Genomic DNA, 20,809 nt, shown 5'->3' on the forward strand with positions numbered 1-20,809 from the left:
CGCCTGTTGGTCAGCAGGCGCAGGACGCGCCCCCGACGGGCGCCGTCAGCGGGTCCGGGGCGGACCGGCGCACGCCCTGGGCGTCCTCGACCGGGAAGCCCTCGCGGGACCAGTACTCGAAGCCGCCGAGCATCTCCTTGACCCGGTAACCGGCGGTGGCGAAGGCGTGCGCGGCGCGGGTCGCGCCGTTGCAGCCGGGGCCCCAGCAGTAGGTGACGACCACGCTGCCGGCCGGCACCAGCTCGGCCGCGCGGTCCGCGATGTCGTCGGTGGGCAGGTGTACGGCGCCGGGGATACGGCCCTGGGCCCACGCCTCGGGGCCGCGGGTGTCCACGAGGACGAAGGAGGCGGCGCCGGACTCGATGTCGGCGTGCACGTCGGAGGCGTCGGCCTCGAAGGTGAAGCGGCGGTGGAAGTGCGCGGCGGCGGTGGCCGGGTCAGCCGGCGGGACGCGCAGCACCTTCGAGGGAGCGGTGGTGGTGGTCATGGTCTTCCTCCGTGGGATGGGTGACGGGGCGGCGCAGGGCCGCGAGGGCGAGCAGGGCGTAGAGGGCGGCGGTGGCGGCGCCCGGGCCGAGCAGCAGCGCGGGCACGCCCCACCGGGCGGTGTGGGCGAGGCCGAGGACGGCCAGGGCGACGAGCGCGGCGACGACCGCCCCGCGCCGGCCGCCGGGGCCGGAGGCGGAGGTGCCGTCGGCCGTCCCGCGACCGGACGTGAGATCCACCCAACGGGCGCCCGTCGCCCGCAGGTTGGTCCGGCAGTACGTCCAGCAGACGAGCGCCGAGACCAGGGCGAGCGGGGGGAACAGCAGCGCGGAGACGGCCGGGGGCTCCGGAGCCAGGGGTGCGAGCAGCAGGGCGTACAGCCCGGCGGCGAGGCCCACGCCCAGCAGGGTCCCGGCCAGCACGCGGCGCTGGGCGCGCGCGGCCGGTACGGCCGACTCCAGGCCGACCCAGCCGAAGAGCAGGGGCACGGCGAGCAGCGCGGGGTGGGCGCTCGGCGCGTGGCCGGCCGGCGCCGGGAGCCCGCCCAGCGCCCACCACGCACCGGCCAGGACCAGGACCGCGGCCAGCCGGACCCGGCGCAGCAGGTACGCGCCCGACCGGGCGGCCACGGCGGCGGTGACGAGGACGACCGCGGCCACGGCGTACGGCACCGGTGTGCCCACCGGCCCCCACGCCCGGGCCGCGAACTCGCCCGCCGACAGCGCCACCGCCGCCTGGCCCGTGGCGAAGCCGCCGAAGTACAGCGCGGTGACGGTGCGCGCCGCCCCCGGGCCGAGCCGGTCGCGGACGAAGGCCACCGGGCCCGCCGCCCGCGTCCCGCCGGAGGCGGCGAGCAGCAGGCACCAGCCGGCCAGGGCGGCGGCCAGCGCGACGGCGACGGCCGGGGCGTGCGGAGCGGGGGCCAGTGCCGCCGGGAGCAGGAGCGTCCCGGCGCCCAGCACCGCCGCCAGGGTCCGCGCGGTCGCGGCACGGGCGGACGAGGGACCTGCCGCCGGGAGGCCCGGCGTCACGACAACTCGTGGAAGTACAGCGGCACGTCGGACGGCAGCGCGGTGCCCGCCGGCACCAGGGCGCCGTCCAGCGCGGACCACTCGGGCATCCGCGTTCCGGCGTCCACCGCCACGCCCAGCTGCGCCGCGAGGAACGCCGACCAGCCCGGCATCAGCGGCGCGGCCGCCACCGTGACGGCGGCGAGCAGCTCCACCGAGGCGGCGAGCCGTCCCGCGTACCGCTCGCGCGGTCCGGCGGCGCCCAGCAGCGCCAGCTCCTGGAGGTCCGCGACGGCCCGGTCCACCACCGCGGCGATCACGGCGGCCGCGCGCTGCGGCGAGAAGGTCTCGGCGGCGAGCGCGCCGTCCACGAGGCCCGGCAGCGCGGCCCGTTCGGCGGCGAGCGGGCCCTCGGGGGTGGCCGTCGGGACGGCCGAGTCGAAGTCCTTGGCGAGCAGGTCCAGCACGGTGTCGGTCCACGCCTCGAGGCCGCCCGCCAGCACCGTGCTGACCGTGTCGGTGAACTCCTTCATGGAGAAGTTGTTCTGCTCCCGCTCCGGTCCGGTCAGGCACAGGTGGAAGCGCAGCGCGTCCGCGTTGACCCGGCGCAGGAACTCGCCGCCCCAGATCGCGTGGCCCCGGCTGGTGGAGAACTTCTCCCCCTCCAGGCGGTAGAACTCGTTGATCACCACCTGGGCGGGCAGGGTCAGTTCGCCCTGGGCCATCAGCAGCGCGGGCCAGAGCACGGCGTGCGAGAACGAGCAGTCGAAGCCGATGAAGTTCACGATCCGGGTCTCCGGGTCGGTCCACCGCCGCTGCCACGCGCCCTCGTCGCCGTCGGCCTCGCCGAGCCGGGCGGTGGCCGCCACGTACCCCCAGATCCCGCTGAACCAGGTGTCGAGGATGTGGCCCTCCCAGCCCGGGAGCGGGACCGGGATGCCGTACGACGCCTCGCGGCTGATCGCGGTGCCGGGCAGCTCGCGCGAGAACAGGCCCTCCAGGTACGCGCGCAGCCGGGGCCGCCACTCTGCGCGGGACTGGGCGTCGTCGTAGTACTCCTGGAGCCGCTCGCGGTACTGCTCCAGCGGGAAGACGATGCGGCGCATGGTGCGCGTGTCCGGCGTGGTCCAGCAGGCGGTGCACCGGGGGTCGGCGAGCCCGGCGGGGTCCTGCGGCAGGCCGCACGCCTCGCAGTAGACGCCGTCGGAGGGCTCGGCGCAGAACTGGCAGGCGCCGCGCACCTCGGCCTCGTACAGGTAGCGGTCGCAGGGGGCGCAGTGGAAGACCGGCAGCTCCTGGACCTCCAGGGCGCCCGCCTCCCACAGTTCCAGGAAGAACCGCTGCACGAACAGGGTGTGCGCCTCGTCGGTGAGCGGGCGGGTGAACCAGTCGTGGTGCATGGCGCCCAGCGAGAGGGTCTCCTCCATGCGGTCCCCGAACATGCGGGCGGTGCGGTGGGCGGTGGAGCCGATCTCGGCGGCCCGGCGCGGGACGTAGCAGGAGTGCTCGTCGGAGTAGCCGACGTACTGCACGTCGTGGCCGCGGCGGCGCAGGTGGCGGGTGAGGACGTCGGCGCCGAGGAACGGGCCCGAGAGGTGACCGAGGTGGAGGTCGCCGTTGGGGTTCGGCGGCGCGCTGGTGACGACGTACGAGGTCATGAGGTGGGGGTTCCTTCGGAGAGGCCCTCGGGGAGGACGAGAGGAGCGGTGTCGAGCGGGGGCAGGGCGTCGGAGGTGGCGGCGACGACGCGGGTGCGCGGCGGCAGGTCGTCCAGGACGACCGAGTGTGCGCCGATGCGGGAGTCCTCGCCCACGGTGACCGGGCCGAGGACGCTGGCCCCGGTGCCGATGACCACGCGGTCGCCGATGACGGGGTGGCGGCGGGCGCCGGCGGGCCGGCGCAGGTCCTTCCACCAGCCCACCGAGCCCAGCGTGACCTGGTGGTACAGCATCACGTCGTCGCCGATGACGACGGTCTCGCCGATGACGACGGCCGTGCCGTGGTCGACGAAGAACCGGCGGCCGATGCGCGCGCCCGGGTGGATCTCGATCCCGGAGACCGCGCGGGCCAGCAGCGACAGGGCGCGGGCGGTGACCCGGTGGCCGCGCCGCCACAGCCGGTGCGCGACCCGGTACGTCCAGAGGGCGTGGATGTGCGGGTAGAGCAGCACTTCGGCGCGGGACGTCGCGGCCGGGTCCTTCGCGAGGACCGTCTCGACGTCCTCCCGCAGCACCGACCGGACGTGCCTGAAGGTGGTCCGTCTACATGTGGTCATAGGGGGCCTCCGGGCGGATCGGGTGGCCGGCGAGGAAACGCTGCGGCCGGTACGGCTCCAGGAGCTCCTGAACGGCCTTGCCGGGTACGGCGCCGCCCTCCACGATCTCCTTGGCGGCGAGTTCGGCGACGGCCGGCGCCAGCTTGAAGCCGCCGCCGCTGAAGCCGAGCGCCAGGTAGAGGCCGTCGGGCCCGGCCGCGCCGACCACCGGCCGCTTGTCGGGCGTGTAGCCGTCGAGGCCGGACCGGGTGCCGGCGAGCGGCGCGGTGGCGGCGGCGGGGACACGGCCGGCGATGGCGTCGATGGCCTGCTCCAGCTCGGCGGAGGTGAGCGGCTCGACGTCCCGGCCCAGTACGGTGTCGGGCTTGCTCGGCACGCCGAAGTAGAAGCGGTCGAGGCCGTCGGGCCGGAAGTAGCTGCCGGTGGTGTCGTCGATGCAGGTCGGCACGGAGGCACCGGAGCCGCGCCGCCCGGCGCCCGGCAGTTCGGCCTGCGCGAGGCCGATGCGGCGGGCGGTGACCGGGATGTGGATGCCGAGGTACTCGGCGGGCGCCGAGCCCCAGGCCCCGCCGGCCAGCACGACGAGCGGCGCGTCGATCCGGCCGATGGAGGTCAGCACGCCGGTGACGGTGCCCGCGTGCTCCAGGACCTTCACGGCCCGGATGCCCTCCGAGGGCGAGACGCCGAGCCGGTACGCGGCGGTCAGCAGCGACGCGGAGGCGGCCATGGGGTCGGCGTAACCGCCCTCCGGCTCGTACGCGGCGAGCGCCACGCCTTCGGTGCGCAGCCCGGGGTAGAGCTCCTTGAGCTCGGAGGGGCCGATGACCTCGACGCGCCGGTAGCCGGCCGCCTCGGTGGCGACGGCGGCGTTCTGGCGCAGGTCGTCGGCGTGGCCCTCGCCGACGATCATGACGAAGCCGGTGCGGCGGTATCCGCAGTCGCCGCCGATGGCGTCCGACCACTGCTCGAAGACGGGCAGGCTGCGGGCGGCGAGCCGGGTGTCGCAGGCGGCGGTGTGGTGCAGCCGCAGCAGGCCGCCGGAGCGCGAGGTGGCGCCCTGGGCGTTGACCCGGCCCTGGTCGCAGAGCACGATCCGGCCGATCCCCGCGAGGGCGAGCTGGTGGGCGATGGCCGCCCCGATCACTCCGCCGCCGACGATGACGGCGTCGGCGTGGGCGTGCACGATGGGACTCATCCCCACACCGCCTCGCCGGCGATCGGGGAGGCGTCGTCGATGCCGAACCGGGCGGCCCACTTGGCGCGTTCACGGGCTATGGCCTCGGCTCCGCCCCACCAGATGGTGACGAACCGCAGCCGCGTGTCGCCGTCGTTGGTCAGGTCGTGGTCCTGGAACGGCGTGATGAAGACCGTCTCGCCGGCGCGCACGCGGCGCGTCTCGTCGCCGATGCGCATGACGCCGCTGCCCTCGACGATGAAGAACATCTCGTTCTCGTCGTGGTGGTGCGGGGTGGAAGTGGCGCCCGGCGCCACGTCGACCCAGGCGCCGCCCCAGCCCGGCGTCTCGACGGCCTCGGGCCAGGGGAAGATGCGCCGGCCGCTGACGTTGTAGGCCTCCTCGAAGACCATGTCGTCGTCGCCGGTGGTGAAGACGTGCATGTACGGGTCCAATCAGGCGGCGACCGGCGCGCGGAGCCGGCTGCGCAGGTCGCGGTGGATGGTGTCGGCCTTGGCGGCCATCTGGCTGAAGGAGGTGGCGCTGCCGATGCCGTGCCGCCACTCGGTGAGGCCGTCGAGGTAGATGCCGACCTCGCAGTCCTCGGTGGTCTCGGCGCGGTAGGCGCGGGTCACCTCCGGGCGTCCGGCGGCGTCCAGCCGCAGGTACGGGGAGAAGGCGGTGAGCTGGCGCGGGAAGGCGGGCTCCCGGTAACCGGTGCACAGCACCACCGCGTCGGCCTCGATCAGACCGCGCTCGCCGGTGAAGACCTCCTCGGTGCGCAGCCGCACCGCGCCGTCGTCGGTCCGCTCGACGGCGGTGACCTCGGTGCGCCGGTGCATGCGGAGGCGGTCGCGGCCGCTGAGCCGGTCCTCGTACACCGCCTGGTAGAGGGCGGTGGACACGTCGGGGTCCACGGCCGCGTAGTTGGTGGCGCGGGCCTGGTCCAGGGCGCGTGCGCGCTGCTCGTCCTCGAGGCCGTAGAAGTAGTCGGTCTCGGCGGGGAAGTACACCTCGTTGGAGAAGTGGCCCAGCTCGTACATGCGGAAGCCGGCGTGCCGGACCACCGAGTGGATGCGGGTGCCGGGGTCTGCGGCCGCCAGGTGCAGGACGATCTCACCCGCGGTCTGCCCGGCACCGATCACCGCGACGCTGCGCAGGGGCTTCTCGCCCAGCGCGGCGAGGCTCGGCAGCAGGCGGCTCGCGTGGAACACCCGCTCGCCCAGGTGCGGGCGGAAGGTGTCGGGGACGTACGCCTCGTGGCCGGTGGCCAGGGCGACGTTGCGGGTGTGGAAGGTGTGGGTGGCGCCGTCGCGGGTGTCGCGGGCGACGACCCGGGCGGTGCGCACCCGGCCGTCGGCGTCGGTGACGGGTTCGACGGCGAGGACCTCGCGGTGGTAGTCGACGGGGCCGCGCACCTGCCCGGCCGCCCACTGCACGTAGTCCGACCACTCCAGCCGGCTGACGTAGCCGCCCATCAGCGTGAACGGGTAGAAGCGCCCGCTCTGCTGGAGGTAGGAGGGGAAGGTGAAGCGGCTGCGCGGGTCGCGCGGGGTGGCGAAGTCGCGCAGGAAGTGGTGCTGGATGTCGGTCCCGGGCAGGACCAGGTTGGGCTGCCAGGCCGAGTCGGCGGCCTTCTCCAGGTAGCGGGCGGCCAGCGGCCCGGACCCGGTGGCGTCGTCGTGGTCCTCGACGGCCGCGGCGAGCGCGATGCCGGAGGGGCCGAAGCCCGCCACCACCAGATCGTGGACCTGTTCGTCGGTGTACGTCATCGGGCGCTCCCCGTGGTCGGCTCCAGCGGCTCCAGCGCCGCGGACAGGGCCTCCCGCAGGATCAGCCCGGCGGTGTCTATCTCCTCGGCGGTGCAGTTCAGCGGCGGCAGCATGCGCACCACGCAGTCGTCCCGGCCGCCCAGCTCCAGGATCAGGCCGCGGCTGACGGCCTCCCACTGGACGCGCTTGGCGAGCGCGGTGGCGGGCAGCCCGGTGACCGGGTCGGCCAGCTCGACGCCGGCCATCAGGCCCAGGCCGCGCACGTCGGCGACGTACGGGCTGAGCGCGCGCAGGCCCTGGAGGTGCACCATCAGCTGGTCGGCCCGGGCGCGGACGTTCTCCAGGACCCGGTCGCGCCGGACGACCTTGAGGGTGGCGACGCCGGCGGCGAAGGCCGGCTGGTTGCCGCGGAAGGTGCCGGTGTGGGCGCCCGGTTTCCAGGTGTCGAGCTTCTCGTCGTAGAGGATCACGGCGGCCGGCAGGCCCATGCCGCTGAGCGCCTTGGACACGCACACCACGTCCGGCTCGATGCCGTACTGCTCGAAGGCGAACCAGGTGCCGGTGCGGCCGCAGCCGCTCTGCACCTCGTCGACGATCAGCGGGATGCCCAGCTCGCGGGTGACCTTGCGGACGCGCTGCACGAACTCCACCTCGGCGGGGATCACCCCGCCCTCGCCCTGGACCAGCTCCATCAGCACGGCCGCCGGCAGGGTGATGCCGCCGTTGACGTCGGTGAGGGCGCGCTCCAGGAAGGCGGCGCAGTTGACCTCGCAGCTGTCCCGCTTGAGGCCGAGGGGGCAGTTGTGGCAGTTCGAGTACGGGAAGAAGTGCACGCCCGGCATCCGGCCGCGTACCGGCTCCTTCTGCTCGACCAGGCCGGTGACGCTCATCGCGGCCAGCGTCGCGCCGTGGAAGCCGCCCTGGAAGGTGATGACCTCCTCGCGGCCCGTGGCGGTCTTGCACAGCTTGAGCGCCGCGTCGACGGCGTTGGCGCCGGTCGGGCCGCAGAAGTGGATGCGGGTGCGCTCCCGCATCGGCTCCGGCAGCATCCCGATGGTCAGCTCGGTGAACTCGTCCTTGACGGGCGTGGGGAAGTCCAGACCGTGGACGAACTCGTCGAGCTGCCGGTGGGCGGCGGCGAGCGGCTCGGGGTGGTTGTGGCCGAGGGAGAGCACCCCCGCGCCGCTGAGGAAGTCGAGGAAGACGTTGCCGTCGAGGTCCTCGACGTAACTGCCCCGGGCGCGGCGGATGGCGAGGGGAAGCTTGCGGGGGTACGAGCGCGAGTTGGACTCGCGCCGCTCCTGGCGGGCGAGGAGCTCGGCGCTGCGCGGGCCCGGCAGGGCGCCGGTCACGCGCGGCCCGGCGTAGCGGGGTGCCGCGGCCTCCGCGGGAGACGCGTGGCCGACGGTGGGGGCGGTCATGGTGGTGGGGACCTCTCGTGTCAGGCGGCGGCGAGGGCGGCGGCGCGGTCGGTACGGGTGGGGGCGGTACGGGCGGGGTCGGACGCCAGGCGGCCGGCCAGCGCATCGGCGAGGGTCGCGGCGCGCAGCGACAGCAGGCTGAAGGACCCGGCGTCGCCGATTCCGTGGCTGGACTCGCACAGGCCGTTCAGGAACAGCGGCGGGATGCCGTCGGCGACCGGCCGCAGCGCGTAGTCGGCGTCGACCTCCAGGCGGCCGTCCGGCTCGGTGGCGAACCGGTCGGCGAGCGAGGCCATCAGCGGCGGGCACAGCTCCTCGTCCGGGCCCGGGCCCATGTTGCGGAAGCCCGTGGCGAGGACGGCGAAGTCCACGGTGTCGGTGACCGTCTCCCCGGTGTGGCGCTCCAGGAAGTCCAGCGCGATCCGGCCGTCGCCGGTCTCGGCGACCCGTACGGCCTCGTGGTTGCCGCGGACGAACACCCGCTGGTCGCCGTCCAGTTCCTGCTCGTACATGGTCAGGTAGAGCTCGCGCAGCACGTCACCGTCCGCCGACGAGTAGTTGGTGGGGTGCATGTAGGCGTCGAGGGCGCGCTTGCCCTCGCGGGAGGCACGGAAGTAGTAGTCGGTGAACTCGGGGAAGTACCCCTCCTCGCTGAAGGGGCTGGTGTCCTTCAGCCGCAGCGAGTGGGAGCGGGTGTAGGTGGTCACGCGGGTGCGCGGGAAGCGGCGGCTGAGGTCGAGGGCGAGCTCCACGGCGCTCTGGCTGCCGCCGATGACGGCCACCGACTCCGGCTCGCGCCCCTCGCCCGTGCCGCCGGTCAGCTCGGTGAGGCGCGGCAGGTACTGGGTCAGGTGGAAGACGCGCCGGCTGCGCACGGTGTCGTACGGGGCGGGGACGTACGGGGTGCGGCCGGGGCCCATCACGAGCGTCCGGCCCAGGTAGCGGCGGCCCGACACGGTGGTCACCTCGTACAGCGACTCGCCCGCCACCTCGGTGATCCGGACCCGGTCGGCCCGCTGGTCGCAGTCCACGAGGTGCGAGAAGAAGCCGGCCGCCCAGCGGATGTAGCCGGCGTACTCCTTGCGCAGCGGGAACTCCGAGGGGAGGTTGAGGTGGCGCAGCAGCCGGCCCTGCTCGTGCAGGTAGTTGAGGAAGCTGTAGCGGCTGCGCGGGTTGCGCAGGGTGACCAGGTCGCGGCTGGGGTGGTTCTGGATGTCGGAGCCGTCGAGCAGCATGCCGGGCTGCCACTCGGGGCTGGGCCGGGCCTCCAGGAATCTGGCGGAGAGCGGCGAGTCGCGTTCCTCCAGGGCGATGGCGAGGGCGAGGTTGGCCGGTCCGAAGCCGATGCCGAGGATGTCGTGGACGTCGGTCGTGCCGGGCGTGGTGGTCTCGCTCATCGTGCGGTGCTCCTTGCGATCGCGGGGGCGGTGGTCGTCGAGGTGGCGGTGGTGGTGGCGGTCACCGTGGTCAGGGTCGGGTTGCCGTCGAAGTCGATGCGCAGGCCGCTGATCCGGTCGGCGGCGTACACCCGCTGGTCGGTGCGGTACCAGAGGGGGATCAGGGCGAGGTCGGCCATGGCGGCGCGGTCGGCGCGCCGCCAGGCGTCGGCGCGCTCGGCCGGGTCGGTGGAGGCGCGGGCCCGGGCGACGAGGGCGTCGAACTCCGGGTTCTCGTAGCGGCCCTCGTTGTCGCCGTGGGCCGTGCCCCGCTCGTCGGGCGCCGTGCAGGACGAGTGCAGCAGCGGGAAGAGCATGTTGTCGGGCGTGGGGTAGTCACAGGCCCAGCCGGCCCGGCACAGGCCGGCCGCGGCGATCGAGGTGCGGTGGTCGACCAGGCCGCGCCCGTCGGTGCGCAGCAGGTCGACGTGCCAGCCGAGGACGTCCTCCAGCCCGGCGGCCAGGGTGTGCACCCACTCGTCGTGCCCCGCCCCGGTGTTGTAGGCGAGGTCGACGCGGGTGCCGGGCGGCAGGCCGGCCCGCAGGGCGGCGGCCCTGGCCCGTCCCGGCGCGTACGCGGTCCAGTCCTCCTCCCACTCCCCGCGCGGGGTGTGCGCCGTCCCGAACCAGGGCGACAGCAGGGAGTGGGCGGCGGTGCGCCGGCCGTGGAAGTACGTGTCGATCAGGGCGTGCCGGTCGATGGCGGCGGAGACGGCGCGGCGGGCGTCCACCGAGTCCATCGGCGCCTGGTGGCAGAAGGGGATCAGGTAGAACAGCCCGGCGCCGTCCCGCTCCAGGAACCCGTCCAGCCGCGCCGCCTCGGCGGTGCGGGAGGGCGGGACGCGGGCGTAGTCGTACGTGCCGGCCAGGAACCGCTCGTACTCGTCGTCCAGCGCGGTGACCGGGTCGAGGATGTCGATGTGGACCTCGCGCACCTCGGGTGCGGGGCCGGACCAGCGCTCGTTGCGGCGCAGCCGGATGGACTCGCCGTGCCGCCACGGACCGTCCATCACGAACGGCCCGTTGCCGATCGGCCGGTCGTTGTAGGCGGGGTTCAGGGCCGGGCCCGCGCAGGACGGGACCGGGCTGAAGATGGGCTGGAGGGTCTTCAGGTCGAACTGGACGTCCGGTTCGGACAGTTCCACGACGAGCGTGGCGTCGTCGACCGCGGTGAAGGACCGCACGCCCGCCAGGTGGTAGGCGGTCTCGGTGTTGGCCTCCGGGTCCAGCGCACGCGCCCAGCCCCGTACGAAGCTGTGCGCGGTGACCGGCTCGCCGTCGCTGAAGACGGTGTCGGTGCGCAGCGCGAAGGTCCAGGTGAGCGCGGCGTCGTCGGTCCACCAGCGGGTGGCGGTGGCGGGGACGAGCGCGCCGTCGTCGTCCAGCGCCAGCAGGCCGGTGAACAGGGCCTTGCAGACGAGGATGCCTTCGCCCTCCTGGGCCTTGTAGGGGTCGATCGCGGTCGGTTCGGTGATGCCCATGCGGAACACGGGGTCGTCGGTGTGCACAGTGATCGTTCTCGCTTCGGCTCTCAGGCGGGTACGACGACGACGTCGAGGCGTTCGTCGAGTTCGGCGGCGATCCGCTCGACCCGGTCGATGTCGGCCGGCTCGCGGTACGGCGCGGCGACCGCCAGCGAGCCGGCGATCTCGTACCAGCCCTCCGGTGCGCGCCGCAGCCGGTCGCCGGGGCGGGAGGCGGGGATGTACGAGCGGAAGTACGGCGAGTGGAAGGCGTCGCCCGGGTTGTTGCGCACCAGCCTCCCGGTCCGGTACGCGAACTTGATGCAGGTGGCGGCGCGGGGCTCGGCCGCGCGCCGCACCTCGCCGTCGAGGACCGCGGCCCGGGCGGCCGCGTCGTCGCCGGCGAGCACGGCCTTGGCGTACAGCCGGACCGCGTCGATGCCGTGGACCTCGCGCAGGTTGCGGTAGTTCTGCCCGCCGCTCATCCGGGTGGCGAACTCGACCACCCGGTAGCGGCCCTGGTCGTCCTGCCGGAACTCGGCGTTGAACAGGCAGTGCTCGACGCCGAGCGCGGCGACGATGCCCTCGGCGACCGCGACGAGCTCCGGCTCCTCCTCCGGGGTGCGGAAGGGCAGCGTGTAGAAGTCCTCCTCGAAGTACGGGCCGGGCATCTGCATCTTGTTGGTGACGCCGACCAGGTGGAACCGGCCGGAGAGGACCACGCCGTCGAGGGTGACCTCCTTGCCCGGCAGGAACTCCTCGAGGAGCGCGATGTCCGGGCCGTCGCTGGGGAAGTAGCCGCCCCACTCCTCCACCAGCCGCGCCACGTCCTCCAGCGCCGCCCGCAGCGCGTCGCGGTCGTGGACGAGCGTGACGCCCATGCTGGCCGCCAGCGCGCTGGGCTTGACGATGAACGGGTAGCGGAACCCCTCGGCGGCGGCGAGCCCCTCCTCGACGCCGGTGACGGCGACCGCACGCGGCCCGGGCAGGCCGTGCTCCTCCAGGAACTGCCGCTGGAGCCGCTTGTCGCGCGAGATCTCGTCGGCCTCGGGGCGCGGCCAGGCGTGCCCGAGGAGCCGGTTGGCGAGCGAGGTGACCACGATGTCGGAGTCGTAGAAGGTGATCGCGGTGGCGATGCCCAGCCGGCGCGCGGCGGCCGCGCAGAACGCGGCCAGTCCGGGCGTGTCCAGGTCCTCCGGCAGACGGACGACGGAGGCGAACCGGCCGTCCTCCTCGGCCCGGGCGACCTGGGTGGCCAGGTGGATCTCCAGGCCCATGCGCTCCAGCGTCTCGATGTGCTCGCGGTGCCACGCGTACGTGTTCCGCATGATCAGCAGGATCTTCATGCCGCTTCCTCCTCCTGCCGCCGCCCGGGGGCACGGGTGACGACGGTGACCTTCTCGGTGAGCCGCTCCGCGGTGGCGACGGCGGCGGCGGTGTCGGCACCGGTGGCCAGCACCTGGCCGACGCGGTCCCAGTTGCCGCGCAGCTCGCCCACGGTGTCGCCGGGCGCGACCGTGGTCTCCACGTCCAGGACGCCGTCGAGGGCCCTGGCCTCCTCGGCGCCCTGGATCTCCACGACCGTGCCGGGGCGGGCGGACAGGAAGCGGGTGGCGGCCGCGCGGCGGGGGACGGGCCGCTCGGTCAGCGCCGGGATCAGCCCGAACTGCCAGGCCACGATCCACTCTTCGACGTCGATGCCGTACGCGGCGTCCAGCAGGTCGAAGATCCGGTCGCCTCCCATCCGGTTGTGGCCCTCGATGATCTGGGGCCCCGACGGGGTCAGGCGCAGCTCGGTGTGGGCGGCGCCGTCGGTCAGGCCGACCGCGTCGAGGAAGCGGCTCACGCTCTCCTCGACGCGCCGCTCGTCGGCCGGTGCGAGCCGGGCCGGCAGCGCGTGCCCGAGCTCGATGAAGCCCTCGCCCGCGCCCGGTGCGCGGTCCGGGCCGGCGTCCGGGCCGTCACCGCCGGTGAGCTTCTCCGTCACCGCGAGCACGATGTGCCGGCCCGCGAAGGAGAACGTCTCGACGCTGTACTCCGGGCCGGAGATGTACTGCTCGGCGATGAACCGCCCGATCGTGAAGAACGACCCCCACTGGAGGTCGGTGCGGGCGCGCAGCGCCTCCACCTCGGCCCACGCGACCGCGGCCTGCTCGGGCCCGTCGATCCGTACGACGCCGAGGCTGGCGGTGGCGTCCACGGGCTTGAGCACGAACGGGTAGCCGTGCGCCGCCCCGAAGGCGACCAGGTCGTCCGCGCCGGCGACCTCGGCGGCGGCCACCGACAGCTCCCGCACCAGCGGGTCGGGGTGCGCGCCGAGGTGGCGGCGCATCGCGTGCTTGTCGCGGAGGAGTTCGGCGGTGCGCTCGGTGGTTCCGCCGAGCCCCAGGTGGTCGCTGATGCGGGCGGCCGGCACGAGACCCGGCTCCGTGATGGACACGACGCGGGTGAACCCGTACGCCTGGTGGGCCGCCTCGACGAGCGGGCGGGTGGTGTTCCAGTCGGTGTAGTCGGCGATGATCACGGCCGCGGCGAGCCGGGCGGCCTCCGGCACGAACTGGTCCGGGTGCTGGATCAGTACGAACCGGATTCCGAGCGCCGCGGCTTTGCGCAGCGTCTGTATGCGGCCGCCGACGACGAGAAGCGTTTTGTCGGTCAGGTGAGCGGTCATGGATATGACTCTGCGACATCGAAAAGGGCCCCGGAACACGTTTCCGGTGGCACAAGAATGCCCCGGCACGAAATACCACCGAGCTCACCGGCGGGCCCGGTTCCGGCACGTTCGTGCCAGGCACAACCGTGCAGCCGCACCGCCATTGCGCCGCACCGGACGCGCCCCCATGCTCGGCGCCATGCCTCGGATCGCCTTCACCACCTTCGCGGTGCTCAAACAGCCCTACCCGCACCTTTCCAACACCGATTTCAACGAGCTGGAACCGCTCGTTTTCGGCGCCTCGGAAAGCAGCCCCGGATTCATCGGCCGGGCCGAGGCCGTCGATTCGGCGGGCACCAAGTGGACGAACTTCGGCCGCGACTACGGTGCCTGGGGCAAATTCGAGGCGCCCTCCTTCTACACCGGCGGCAGGGACGACGACACCGACACCCGGGCCTCCACCCTCTCGCTGTGGACCGACCTGTCATCGGTACGGGACTACGCCTACAGCGGCATCCACCGGCAGGCGCTGCGCGACCGGCGGCGCTGGTTCGTCTCCCTCCCCCACCGGCTCTACGCGGCCTGGTGGGTCGCGGACGACGTGGTCCCGACCTGGCGCGAGGCCTGCCTGCGCCTCGAGATCCTCAACGAGTTCGGGCCCACCGCGCACGCCTTCGACTTCAAGCACCCCTTCGACCCCGACGGCAACCCCCTCTCCCCCTCCGAGGCCTCCCATGCCTAGACCCGCGTCCCGTCCCGCCGCCACGAACGCCGCTGCCGCCCACGGCCCCTCGCCGAACGCCAAGGTGCTGCTGATCGTCCTCAGCGCGGCCGCCTTCCTGCTGACCCTGGCCGGATCGGCGCTGAAGAACACCGTCCAGGTGTACTTCGTGCCCATGGCCGACACCTTCGGCGGCTCCCGGGGCGCGCTCGCCTGGGCCACCACGCTCTTCGCCGTCACCGTCGCCGTGGCGTCCCCGCTCGTCGGCGCCCTGGCGGACCGGCTGGGCGGCGCGGCCACGCTGGCGCTGGGCACCGCGCTGTCGGGAGTGGCGCTGGTCGGCTGCGCGCTCGCCGGCGAACTGTGGCTGTTCGTCGCGGTGTACGCCCTCATCGCCGCGCTGGCCTCGACCATGCTGTCGTACGTACCGCTGGGCGTCCTGGTGGACGAGCTGTTCCGGGACGGCCGCAAGGGCCTGATGTACGCGCTGCTCACCAACGGCGCGGCGGTCGGCTTCGTGGTGCTGGTGCCGCTCTGGTCGTGGCTGGGCACGTGGTCGTCGTGGCAGGACGTGCTGCTCGTGGTGGGCCTGGTCTTCCTGTGCGTCCTGGCCCCGCTGGCCATGCTGGTGGCCCGGGGGTCGAACCGGGTCGCCGCGCGCCCGGAGGCGGAGGACACCGCCTCGTCCGATCCCGGACCGCGTGCGCTCCGGCGGCTGTCGTTCGGCGAGCGGCTGCGGCTGACGGCCGGGAACCCGGACATGCGGCGCCTCTCGCTGGCGCTGTTCGCCTGCGGGGCCACGATGGCCTTCATCGACGTGCACTTCATGCCGCTCATGCACGACCACGGCCTCGGCCACACGGTCAGCTCCACGGCCGTGGCGCTGCTCGGCGTCTTCGAGATCGCGGGCGGCCTGCTGGCCGGCTGGCTGTGCGACCGGGGCTGGATCAAGGGCGTCCTGCTCAGCGCGTACGCGGTGCGCTGCGTGGCGATGGTGCTGGTGGCGCTGAACCCCACCGGTGCGGTCGTCATCGCCTTCGGCGTGGTCTTCGGCGTGAGCTACCTGGCGACCGTGATCGCCACCACCATGTGGGCCGCCCGCGTCCTGCCCGTGGAGGTACGCGGCTTCGGCATGGGTCTGGTGTGGACGGTGCACGCCCTGGGCACGGCGCTGTCCAGCGAGGTCGGAGCGGTCATGGCCGACGCGACGCACGACTACTCGGTGGTGGCGCTGGGCTGCGCCGGTCTCGCCGCGGCGGCCTGCGTCCTGGTGCTGGCCGGCCGGGTCCCCGAGGCAGCGCAGACCGGCGATGCCGACGCGACCGACGCCGGCTCGTCCGGTCCCGAAGCCGGCTCGTCCGGGCCCGGTGCCGGCGGTACCGGTACCGCCGCCGCCTCCGAGGCCGACGCCCCCGCCGACGCGGACACCGCCCACCGGGCGGAGCCCGCGGGAGCCCGCTGACGGCCGCGCACCCCTCACCCCATTTCTCAAGGAGCAACAGTCATGGCGGATTCCGCCCCGCTGCACAGACGGCTGCGGGAACTTCCCCGGAGCGCCTGGGTCATCTTCTCGGGCATGTTCCTGATCAAGTTCGGGAACTTCCTCAACGTCTTCCTCGTGCTCTTCCTCGTCTCGCGCGGTTTCTCCGCGTTCCAGGCGGGTGCCGCCCTCGGCCTGGTGGGGGTCGGCGCGTTCATCGGAAACGCCGTCGGCGGCACGGTCGCCGACCGGTTCGGCCGGCGGACCACCATCGCCGTGTCGATGTTCGGCAGCAGCGCGGCGACGGTCGCCGTCCCGCTGACGGACGGCCTGCTGTCGACCACCCTGCTGGTGACGCTGGTCGGCGTCTTCGCCCAGTTGTACCGGCCGGCGGCCGGTGCGCTGCTGGTGGACGTGGTGCCGGAGGCGCAACGCGTCATGGCGTTCGCCGTGCTGCGCCTCGCCATCAACGTGGGCATGGCGGTCGGCCCGCTCGTCGGCGGTCTGCTCAGCGGCCACTCGTACACGTACGTCTTCATCGGCGACGCCCTGTTCTCCCTCGCCTTCGGCGTGCTGGCGCTGCTCACCCTCCCGGGCGGCCGTCCGGCACCGGCCGCGGTCCCCGGGGCGGCGGCCCAGGCCCGCAAGGGCGGGTACCGCGAGGTCTTCTCCGACCGGCCGTACCTGCTCTTCCTCGGCTCGATGGTCGCCGCGACCTTCGTCTACGGGCAGTCCACCGCGACCCTGCCGCTCCACGTGCGGGACGCGGGCTTCGACAACAGCGTCTACGGTCTGCTGCTGGGCCTCAACGCGCTGCTCTGCGTGGTGATCGAGCTCCCGCTCACCAAGCACACCGAGCACCGCACCCCCCGCCGGGTGATCGCGGCGGGGCTGCTGCTGCTCGGCGTCGGCATGGGTCTCACCGGCGCGGTGGACGCGGTGTGGCTGCTGGCCCTGACGGTGGTGGTGTGGACGGTCGCGGAGACCGTCTACACGCCGATCGCCAACGCCTACCCCGCCGAGTTCTCCCCCGCCCATCTGCGCGGCCGCTACCAGGGCGCGGAGGGTCTCGCGCACACCCTGGGCGGCGCGCTCGGCCCGGCGGTCGGCGGTCTGCTCTACGGAATCTCGGCCCCGCTCCACTGGGTGGTCTGCGCGGCCGTCGCCGTACTGGGTGCGCTGCTGGTCCTGGGCGCGAAGCCCCGCACCCCCGCGCCCGCCACGACCGACCCCACCCAGGGCCGGCCCGCGGGCGCCCCCACCGAGCCCGCTCAGGCGCGGCCCGCTGCCGCCGCCCCGACCACCGTCCCCGTGGAGCCCGCCACCGCGCCCACGGGCCCCGCGTAGCCGCCGGGCGACCGGCCGCATCCTCTGCACCGGAGCCACCACCGCCCCGACGCGGCAGGCGCTCCGCAACACCGAAAGGTATGCCAGCACATGAGCACGACCACCACACTCGACAGCGTCCTCGGCGACGCGGACGTCCACCGGATCGACATCCCGTCGGCCACCGAGGACCCCGCGGCGTACGTCACCGCGCTCCTCGAAGTCGCCGGTGAACGCGACCCGTTCGAGGTCCTCGCCAAGACGCCCGTCTGGGCCCGGCAGCTCTTCGCGGACCTGCCCACCGAGCTCGCCGAGACGGCCCCGGAGCCCGGCGAGTGGCCCGCCGCCTTCACCGTCGGCCACCTCTTCGACGTGGACATCGTCTACGGCTTCCGCTGGCGGCTGGTGGCCACCGAGGACAATCCCGTCTACCCCGGTTACGACGAGCAGCTCTGGGCGCCGCTGCCGCGCCTTCCGTTCCGGCAGATGCTCGACGCGTGGACCGGACTGCGCGCCTCCAACGTCGCACTGCTGGGGGCGCTTCCGCCGGAGGCGTGGCAGCGCACCGGCCGCCACGGCGAGCAGGGCGGCGAGACGATGGAGGTCATGATCCGCAAGGTCGTCGGCCACGACATCGCGCACATCAACCAGATCTACCGGGCGATCCGCATGGTCCGCCGCGCGGCCGGCCTGGACGTGGCGGAGCTGGACGCCACCTACCTTTCCCTCGGCCTGGCGTAGCCCCACGCCCCTCACCGCACCCGCCTCCCCGTGTCCGGCGCCTCACCGCGCCGGCCGCGGGGAGGCTTCGTCATCGGGCTTCCCGATAATACTTGATACCTTCCCGAAGGAATGCTTTCCTGTCGAGGAACCGACACGCGAGAGACGGGGGATCCATGGTTGCGCGCACACGGTGGCAGCCTCTCGCCGACGAGTCCCGGAGCGGGGCCCCGGCGGCGCACGGGGTGGGGGAGCTGCTGCGGGAGGCCTCGCGGATTCCCTCACTGGCCATCAAGTACCGGCCGTTCCTGGACGAACCGGGAGCGGAGCCGGCGCTCCACGAACTGCCGGTGCTGCGGCGGGAGGAGCTGTCGCGGGCGGTCGAGGAGGTCATCGCCCAGAACAAGCTCGGCCGCACCTGGGGCGAGGCGTCCTCGCTCTGGGCCGTGGGGGGCTCCCTGGGCTCCCCGGGGCTGAGCCTGCTCCCGGAGGACCTGTACGTCGCACAGGTACGGCGCAGCTGGAGCCCGGTCGGCCCCGCGGACGTGGTGGCCAATCTGCACCCGCTGGAACGGATGCGCCCCGACCACCAGTTCTTCCACCGGTTCACCACCGAGTCGGGCGCCACCGCCCTGCCGTTCGGCCGCCTGCCCAGCGGGAAGCACGACGACTGGCCCGACCTCTTCGCCCGGCTCGGCGTGACCGCCATCGCCGCACCCGCGGAATCGGTGTGCCGGCTGCTCGGGGACGCGGTCGCCGGGCGGCCGCTGCCCTGGCTGCGGACGCTGCTGCTCGGCGGCGCGGGGCTCGACCGGACACCGGACCGGGCCGTCGCCGACTGCTTCCCGTACACCGAGGTGTGGCGGCTGTACGGCTCTCCGGCCACCGGGCCGATCGGGCAGCGGGGGCCGCTGTGCCTGGCCGACGTCTACCACCCGCTGGACCACCAGCACGTGGAGGCCGTGGACGGCCGGCTCCTGGTGACGACGTTCGACCCGGGCCGGAAACCGCCGCTCATCCGGTACGACACCGGCGACCGGGGCGAGTACGCGCGCTGTGTCTGCGGCCGGCCCGGCCCGGCGGTGCGCCTGTTCGACCCCTCGTCGCCCTTCTTCCGGCTCCACGGCCGCACCGTGTCGGCCCAGGAGCTGGTCGAACTCGCCCTGGGCACGGGGGACGTGGTGGCGGCGCACGTCGCCGTCGACCGGGCGGGGCACGAGGAGCGGGCGCAGCTGCGGGTGCGGCTGGCGCCGGGCGTACCGGACGACTCCTACACCCTCGACTGGATCCGCTACCAGGTGCTGGAGAACCACCTCGTCATGTCGGGCTGCGTGCTGGAGCACCCGGACGCGTTCGAGGTCGTCACCGCCGACGAGTCCACCGGCGCTTCCGCCGGGTCCGCCCTCGTCCACGAGACGTTCTGACCCACCTCACACCCCCTAGGGGGTGTCTTGCCGCCTGGCAGCCATACGAAAGGAACCAAGCATGTCCGAACACAGCACGCGTACCCAGCAGTCGCCCCTCGCGCAGGCCGATGACGAGATCCTCGTCGCCGTGCGGGCGGTCGCCCCCGAGCACGACGAGGTGATCAAGGCGGAGCCGCTGCCCGAGGGCTGGATGCCGGGCTGGGACGTCGCGGGCGTCGTGCTGCGGGCGGCCCCGGAGGGCTTCGGCCCCAAGCCCGGCGACCGGGTGGTCGGCCTGGCCACCGGCGCCGAGTGGGCCCCGTGCATGGCGCTCGCCACCGAGTACGCGGTCGTGCTGCCCGACCACGTGAGCTTCGAGCAGGCGGCGGCGCTGCGGGTCGCGGTGCTGACGGCCCTGCGCCTGGTGCGCGGCGCCGGCCCGCTGGCGGGCCGGCGGGTCCTGGTCACCGGCGCCGAGCACGGCATCGGGCGCCTGCTCGTCGAGCTGGCGGCGGCCGTGCGGGCCGAGGTGACGGCGGTCGTGCAGGACCCCGCCACTGCGGGGCCGGTCGCCTCGCTCGGCGCCGCGCGGGTCGTGACCGACGCCGCCGACGCACAGGGCGTCTTCGACGTGGTGTACGAAGCCGTCTCCGGTGACGTGACGGCCGTGGAACAGGGCCTGGTGGCCGGGGGCGGTGTGGTCTTCCTCTACGAGAGCTTCGCCGCGAACGGCGCCGACATCGGCTTCTTCCGGTTCTTCGGCGGCCCGGAGCAGGCGGGCCTGCGGCACTTCGTCCTCCGCACCGCCACCCCCGGCGACCGGGAGCTGGCCCAGCTGCTCGACCTGCTGACGACGGGCGAGCTGTCCTTCGGGCCCGCCCCGGTGATGGTGAAGTCGATGGCGGAGGCGACACCCGCGGCCTGAGCCGCCACGGGTCAGGAGGACGACGGCTTGGCCGGCGCGCCCGGGAGGGTGGCCAGGGCCTTGGAGCAGCGGGACAGCTGCTCCAGGAAGCGTTCGGCCTCGTCCGGCTCGAAGTGGTCCGTGAGCGCCCGCTCCACCTCCTCCACCGCCGCGTCCGCGCGCTGGAGGAGGGAGCGGCCGGTGCGGGTGAGCCGGGCCTCCAGGATGTGGCTGTGGATCGGGTGCGGCTTCCGCTCGACCAGGCCGCGCCCCTCCAGCGTGGAGAGCACGGAGGACATGGTCTGCGGTGTGACCATGCAGCGGCGGGCGAGCACCGAGCCGGACAGACCGGGCTCCTGGAGCAGCGCGTAGAGCACGCTGTACTGCGGGACGTTGATCTTGAAGGGGCGCAGCACCGTGTGCTTGGCGGAGGTCAGTTCCTGCTCCACTCGCTTGATGTGCTGCCCCAGGCGCTCATGCTTCGACGGGTCCATGGGCTGAGATTACCTGTAGACGTCTTACTTCCCTAGGCCCTCTTACCCACTGAGTGGTAAGTCATCTT

Annotated in this window: 19 protein-coding genes; 6 read left to right on the forward strand and 13 right to left on the reverse strand. The window is 73.8% G+C overall.

Annotated elements, in window-relative coordinates; genetic code table 11:
• Nucleotides 1-10: 10 nt before the first annotated feature.
• Genes ACZ42X_RS24330 through ACZ42X_RS24385 form a run of 12 tightly spaced genes read right to left on the reverse strand, consistent with a single transcriptional unit; the run spans nt 11 to nt 13,708 of the window.
• Complete coding sequence (locus tag ACZ42X_RS24330; RefSeq protein ID WP_468293864.1) at nt 11-487, reverse strand: rhodanese-like domain-containing protein; 477 nt, start codon at nt 485-487, stop codon at nt 11-13.
• Nucleotides 438-1,517 carry a hypothetical protein gene (locus tag ACZ42X_RS24335; protein ID WP_468293867.1) on the reverse strand — a complete coding sequence of 360 codons (1,080 nt, stop codon included), beginning with the start codon at nt 1,515-1,517 and terminating at the stop codon, nt 438-440. Before ACZ42X_RS24335 ends, ACZ42X_RS24330 begins: the two co-directional genes overlap by 50 nt.
• Nucleotides 1,514-3,154 carry a methionine--tRNA ligase gene (locus ACZ42X_RS24340; protein WP_468293869.1) on the reverse strand — a complete coding sequence of 547 codons (1,641 nt, stop codon included), beginning with the start codon at nt 3,152-3,154 and terminating at the stop codon, nt 1,514-1,516. Before ACZ42X_RS24340 ends, ACZ42X_RS24335 begins: the two co-directional genes overlap by 4 nt.
• Complete coding sequence (gene epsC, locus ACZ42X_RS24345) at nt 3,151-3,771, reverse strand: serine O-acetyltransferase EpsC (RefSeq protein WP_361417543.1); 621 nt, start codon at nt 3,769-3,771, stop codon at nt 3,151-3,153. The genes ACZ42X_RS24340 and epsC overlap by 4 nt, the downstream gene beginning before the upstream one ends.
• Nucleotides 3,758-4,966, reverse strand: a complete 1,209-nt coding sequence (locus ACZ42X_RS24350) for an NAD(P)/FAD-dependent oxidoreductase (protein WP_468293872.1) — start codon at nt 4,964-4,966, stop codon at nt 3,758-3,760. Before ACZ42X_RS24350 ends, epsC begins: the two co-directional genes overlap by 14 nt.
• Entirely contained in the window at nt 4,963-5,388 is a 426-nt protein-coding gene (locus ACZ42X_RS24355) for a cupin domain-containing protein (protein WP_468293875.1), read from the reverse strand. The genes ACZ42X_RS24350 and ACZ42X_RS24355 overlap by 4 nt, the downstream gene beginning before the upstream one ends.
• Before the next feature lie 12 nt (nt 5,389-5,400).
• Nucleotides 5,401-6,717, reverse strand: coding sequence for a SidA/IucD/PvdA family monooxygenase (locus ACZ42X_RS24360; RefSeq protein WP_468293878.1), 1,317 nt, complete (start codon nt 6,715-6,717; stop codon nt 5,401-5,403).
• On the reverse strand, nt 6,714-8,138 hold the full coding sequence (locus ACZ42X_RS24365; RefSeq protein ID WP_468293881.1) for a diaminobutyrate--2-oxoglutarate transaminase family protein: 1,425 nt from the start codon (nt 8,136-8,138) through the stop codon (nt 6,714-6,716). The genes ACZ42X_RS24360 and ACZ42X_RS24365 overlap by 4 nt, the downstream gene beginning before the upstream one ends.
• 20 nt (nt 8,139-8,158) lie before the next feature.
• The gene (locus ACZ42X_RS24370) at nt 8,159-9,535 is read right to left on the reverse strand and encodes a lysine N(6)-hydroxylase/L-ornithine N(5)-oxygenase family protein (RefSeq protein ID WP_468293884.1); all 1,377 of its coding nucleotides are present in this window, start codon (nt 9,533-9,535) and stop codon (nt 8,159-8,161) included.
• Nucleotides 9,532-11,082: an ABC transporter substrate-binding protein gene (locus tag ACZ42X_RS24375; RefSeq protein ID WP_468293886.1), complete on the reverse strand. Its 1,551-nt coding sequence runs from the start codon at nt 11,080-11,082 to the stop codon at nt 9,532-9,534. The genes ACZ42X_RS24370 and ACZ42X_RS24375 overlap by 4 nt, the downstream gene beginning before the upstream one ends.
• 23 nt (nt 11,083-11,105) lie before the next feature.
• Complete coding sequence (locus ACZ42X_RS24380; RefSeq protein ID WP_468293889.1) at nt 11,106-12,383, reverse strand: ATP-grasp domain-containing protein; 1,278 nt, start codon at nt 12,381-12,383, stop codon at nt 11,106-11,108.
• Nucleotides 12,380-13,708, reverse strand: coding sequence for an ATP-grasp domain-containing protein (locus ACZ42X_RS24385; protein WP_468293892.1), 1,329 nt, complete (start codon nt 13,706-13,708; stop codon nt 12,380-12,382). The genes ACZ42X_RS24380 and ACZ42X_RS24385 overlap by 4 nt, the downstream gene beginning before the upstream one ends.
• 181 nt (nt 13,709-13,889) lie before the next feature.
• Here ACZ42X_RS24385 and ACZ42X_RS24390 point away from each other — a divergent pair, with 181 nt between their 5' ends.
• The 6 genes from ACZ42X_RS24390 to ACZ42X_RS24415 all read left to right on the forward strand — a co-directional run bounded on the left by ACZ42X_RS24390 (nt 13,890) and on the right by ACZ42X_RS24415 (nt 20,268).
• Nucleotides 13,890-14,432 carry a DUF3291 domain-containing protein gene (locus tag ACZ42X_RS24390; RefSeq protein ID WP_468293894.1) on the forward strand — a complete coding sequence of 181 codons (543 nt, stop codon included), beginning with the start codon at nt 13,890-13,892 and terminating at the stop codon, nt 14,430-14,432.
• Nucleotides 14,425-15,873, forward strand: coding sequence for an MFS transporter (locus tag ACZ42X_RS24395; protein ID WP_468293897.1), 1,449 nt, complete (start codon nt 14,425-14,427; stop codon nt 15,871-15,873). The genes ACZ42X_RS24390 and ACZ42X_RS24395 overlap by 8 nt, the downstream gene beginning before the upstream one ends.
• A gap of 42 nt (nt 15,874-15,915) precedes the next feature.
• Entirely contained in the window at nt 15,916-17,238 is a 1,323-nt protein-coding gene (locus ACZ42X_RS24400; protein WP_468293900.1) for an MDR family MFS transporter, read from the forward strand.
• Between the two features lie 90 nt (nt 17,239-17,328).
• Entirely contained in the window at nt 17,329-17,958 is a 630-nt protein-coding gene (locus ACZ42X_RS24405; RefSeq protein ID WP_361417508.1) for a DinB family protein, read from the forward strand.
• A gap of 155 nt (nt 17,959-18,113) precedes the next feature.
• Nucleotides 18,114-19,361 carry a phenylacetate--CoA ligase family protein gene (locus ACZ42X_RS24410; protein WP_468293904.1) on the forward strand — a complete coding sequence of 416 codons (1,248 nt, stop codon included), beginning with the start codon at nt 18,114-18,116 and terminating at the stop codon, nt 19,359-19,361.
• A gap of 61 nt (nt 19,362-19,422) precedes the next feature.
• Nucleotides 19,423-20,268 carry an MDR/zinc-dependent alcohol dehydrogenase-like family protein gene (locus ACZ42X_RS24415; protein ID WP_468293907.1) on the forward strand — a complete coding sequence of 282 codons (846 nt, stop codon included), beginning with the start codon at nt 19,423-19,425 and terminating at the stop codon, nt 20,266-20,268.
• A gap of 11 nt (nt 20,269-20,279) precedes the next feature.
• Here ACZ42X_RS24415 and ACZ42X_RS24420 read toward each other — a convergent pair whose 3' ends face one another.
• Entirely contained in the window at nt 20,280-20,741 is a 462-nt protein-coding gene (locus ACZ42X_RS24420; RefSeq protein ID WP_468293910.1) for a MarR family winged helix-turn-helix transcriptional regulator, read from the reverse strand.
• Between the last annotated feature and the right edge of the window lie 68 nt (nt 20,742-20,809).

Source organism: Streptomyces sp. NPDC030862, from assembly GCF_055571835.1.

Excerpts from the sequence above, each read along its gene's own strand:
- ACZ42X_RS24330 (WP_468293864.1), bottom strand. The coding sequence starts at position 487 with ATGACCACCACCACCGCTCCCTCGAAGGTGCTGCGCGTCCCGCCGGCT.
- ACZ42X_RS24340 (WP_468293869.1), bottom strand. The coding sequence starts at position 3,154 with ATGACCTCGTACGTCGTCACCAGCGCGCCGCCGAACCCCAACGGCGAC.
- epsC (WP_361417543.1), bottom strand. The coding sequence starts at position 3,771 with ATGACCACATGTAGACGGACCACCTTCAGGCACGTCCGGTCGGTGCTG.
- ACZ42X_RS24350 (WP_468293872.1), bottom strand. The coding sequence starts at position 4,966 with ATGAGTCCCATCGTGCACGCCCACGCCGACGCCGTCATCGTCGGCGGC.
- ACZ42X_RS24355 (WP_468293875.1), bottom strand. The coding sequence starts at position 5,388 with ATGCACGTCTTCACCACCGGCGACGACGACATGGTCTTCGAGGAGGCC.
- ACZ42X_RS24360 (WP_468293878.1), bottom strand. The coding sequence starts at position 6,717 with ATGACGTACACCGACGAACAGGTCCACGATCTGGTGGTGGCGGGCTTC.
- ACZ42X_RS24365 (WP_468293881.1), bottom strand. The coding sequence starts at position 8,138 with ATGACCGCCCCCACCGTCGGCCACGCGTCTCCCGCGGAGGCCGCGGCA.
- ACZ42X_RS24370 (WP_468293884.1), bottom strand. The coding sequence starts at position 9,535 with ATGAGCGAGACCACCACGCCCGGCACGACCGACGTCCACGACATCCTC.
- ACZ42X_RS24380 (WP_468293889.1), bottom strand. The coding sequence starts at position 12,383 with ATGAAGATCCTGCTGATCATGCGGAACACGTACGCGTGGCACCGCGAG.
- ACZ42X_RS24385 (WP_468293892.1), bottom strand. The coding sequence starts at position 13,708 with ATGACCGCTCACCTGACCGACAAAACGCTTCTCGTCGTCGGCGGCCGC.
- ACZ42X_RS24390 (WP_468293894.1), top strand. The coding sequence starts at position 13,890 with ATGCCTCGGATCGCCTTCACCACCTTCGCGGTGCTCAAACAGCCCTAC.
- ACZ42X_RS24395 (WP_468293897.1), top strand. The coding sequence starts at position 14,425 with ATGCCTAGACCCGCGTCCCGTCCCGCCGCCACGAACGCCGCTGCCGCC.
- ACZ42X_RS24400 (WP_468293900.1), top strand. The coding sequence starts at position 15,916 with ATGGCGGATTCCGCCCCGCTGCACAGACGGCTGCGGGAACTTCCCCGG.
- ACZ42X_RS24405 (WP_361417508.1), top strand. The coding sequence starts at position 17,329 with ATGAGCACGACCACCACACTCGACAGCGTCCTCGGCGACGCGGACGTC.
- ACZ42X_RS24410 (WP_468293904.1), top strand. The coding sequence starts at position 18,114 with ATGGTTGCGCGCACACGGTGGCAGCCTCTCGCCGACGAGTCCCGGAGC.
- ACZ42X_RS24415 (WP_468293907.1), top strand. The coding sequence starts at position 19,423 with ATGTCCGAACACAGCACGCGTACCCAGCAGTCGCCCCTCGCGCAGGCC.
- ACZ42X_RS24420 (WP_468293910.1), bottom strand. The coding sequence starts at position 20,741 with ATGGACCCGTCGAAGCATGAGCGCCTGGGGCAGCACATCAAGCGAGTG.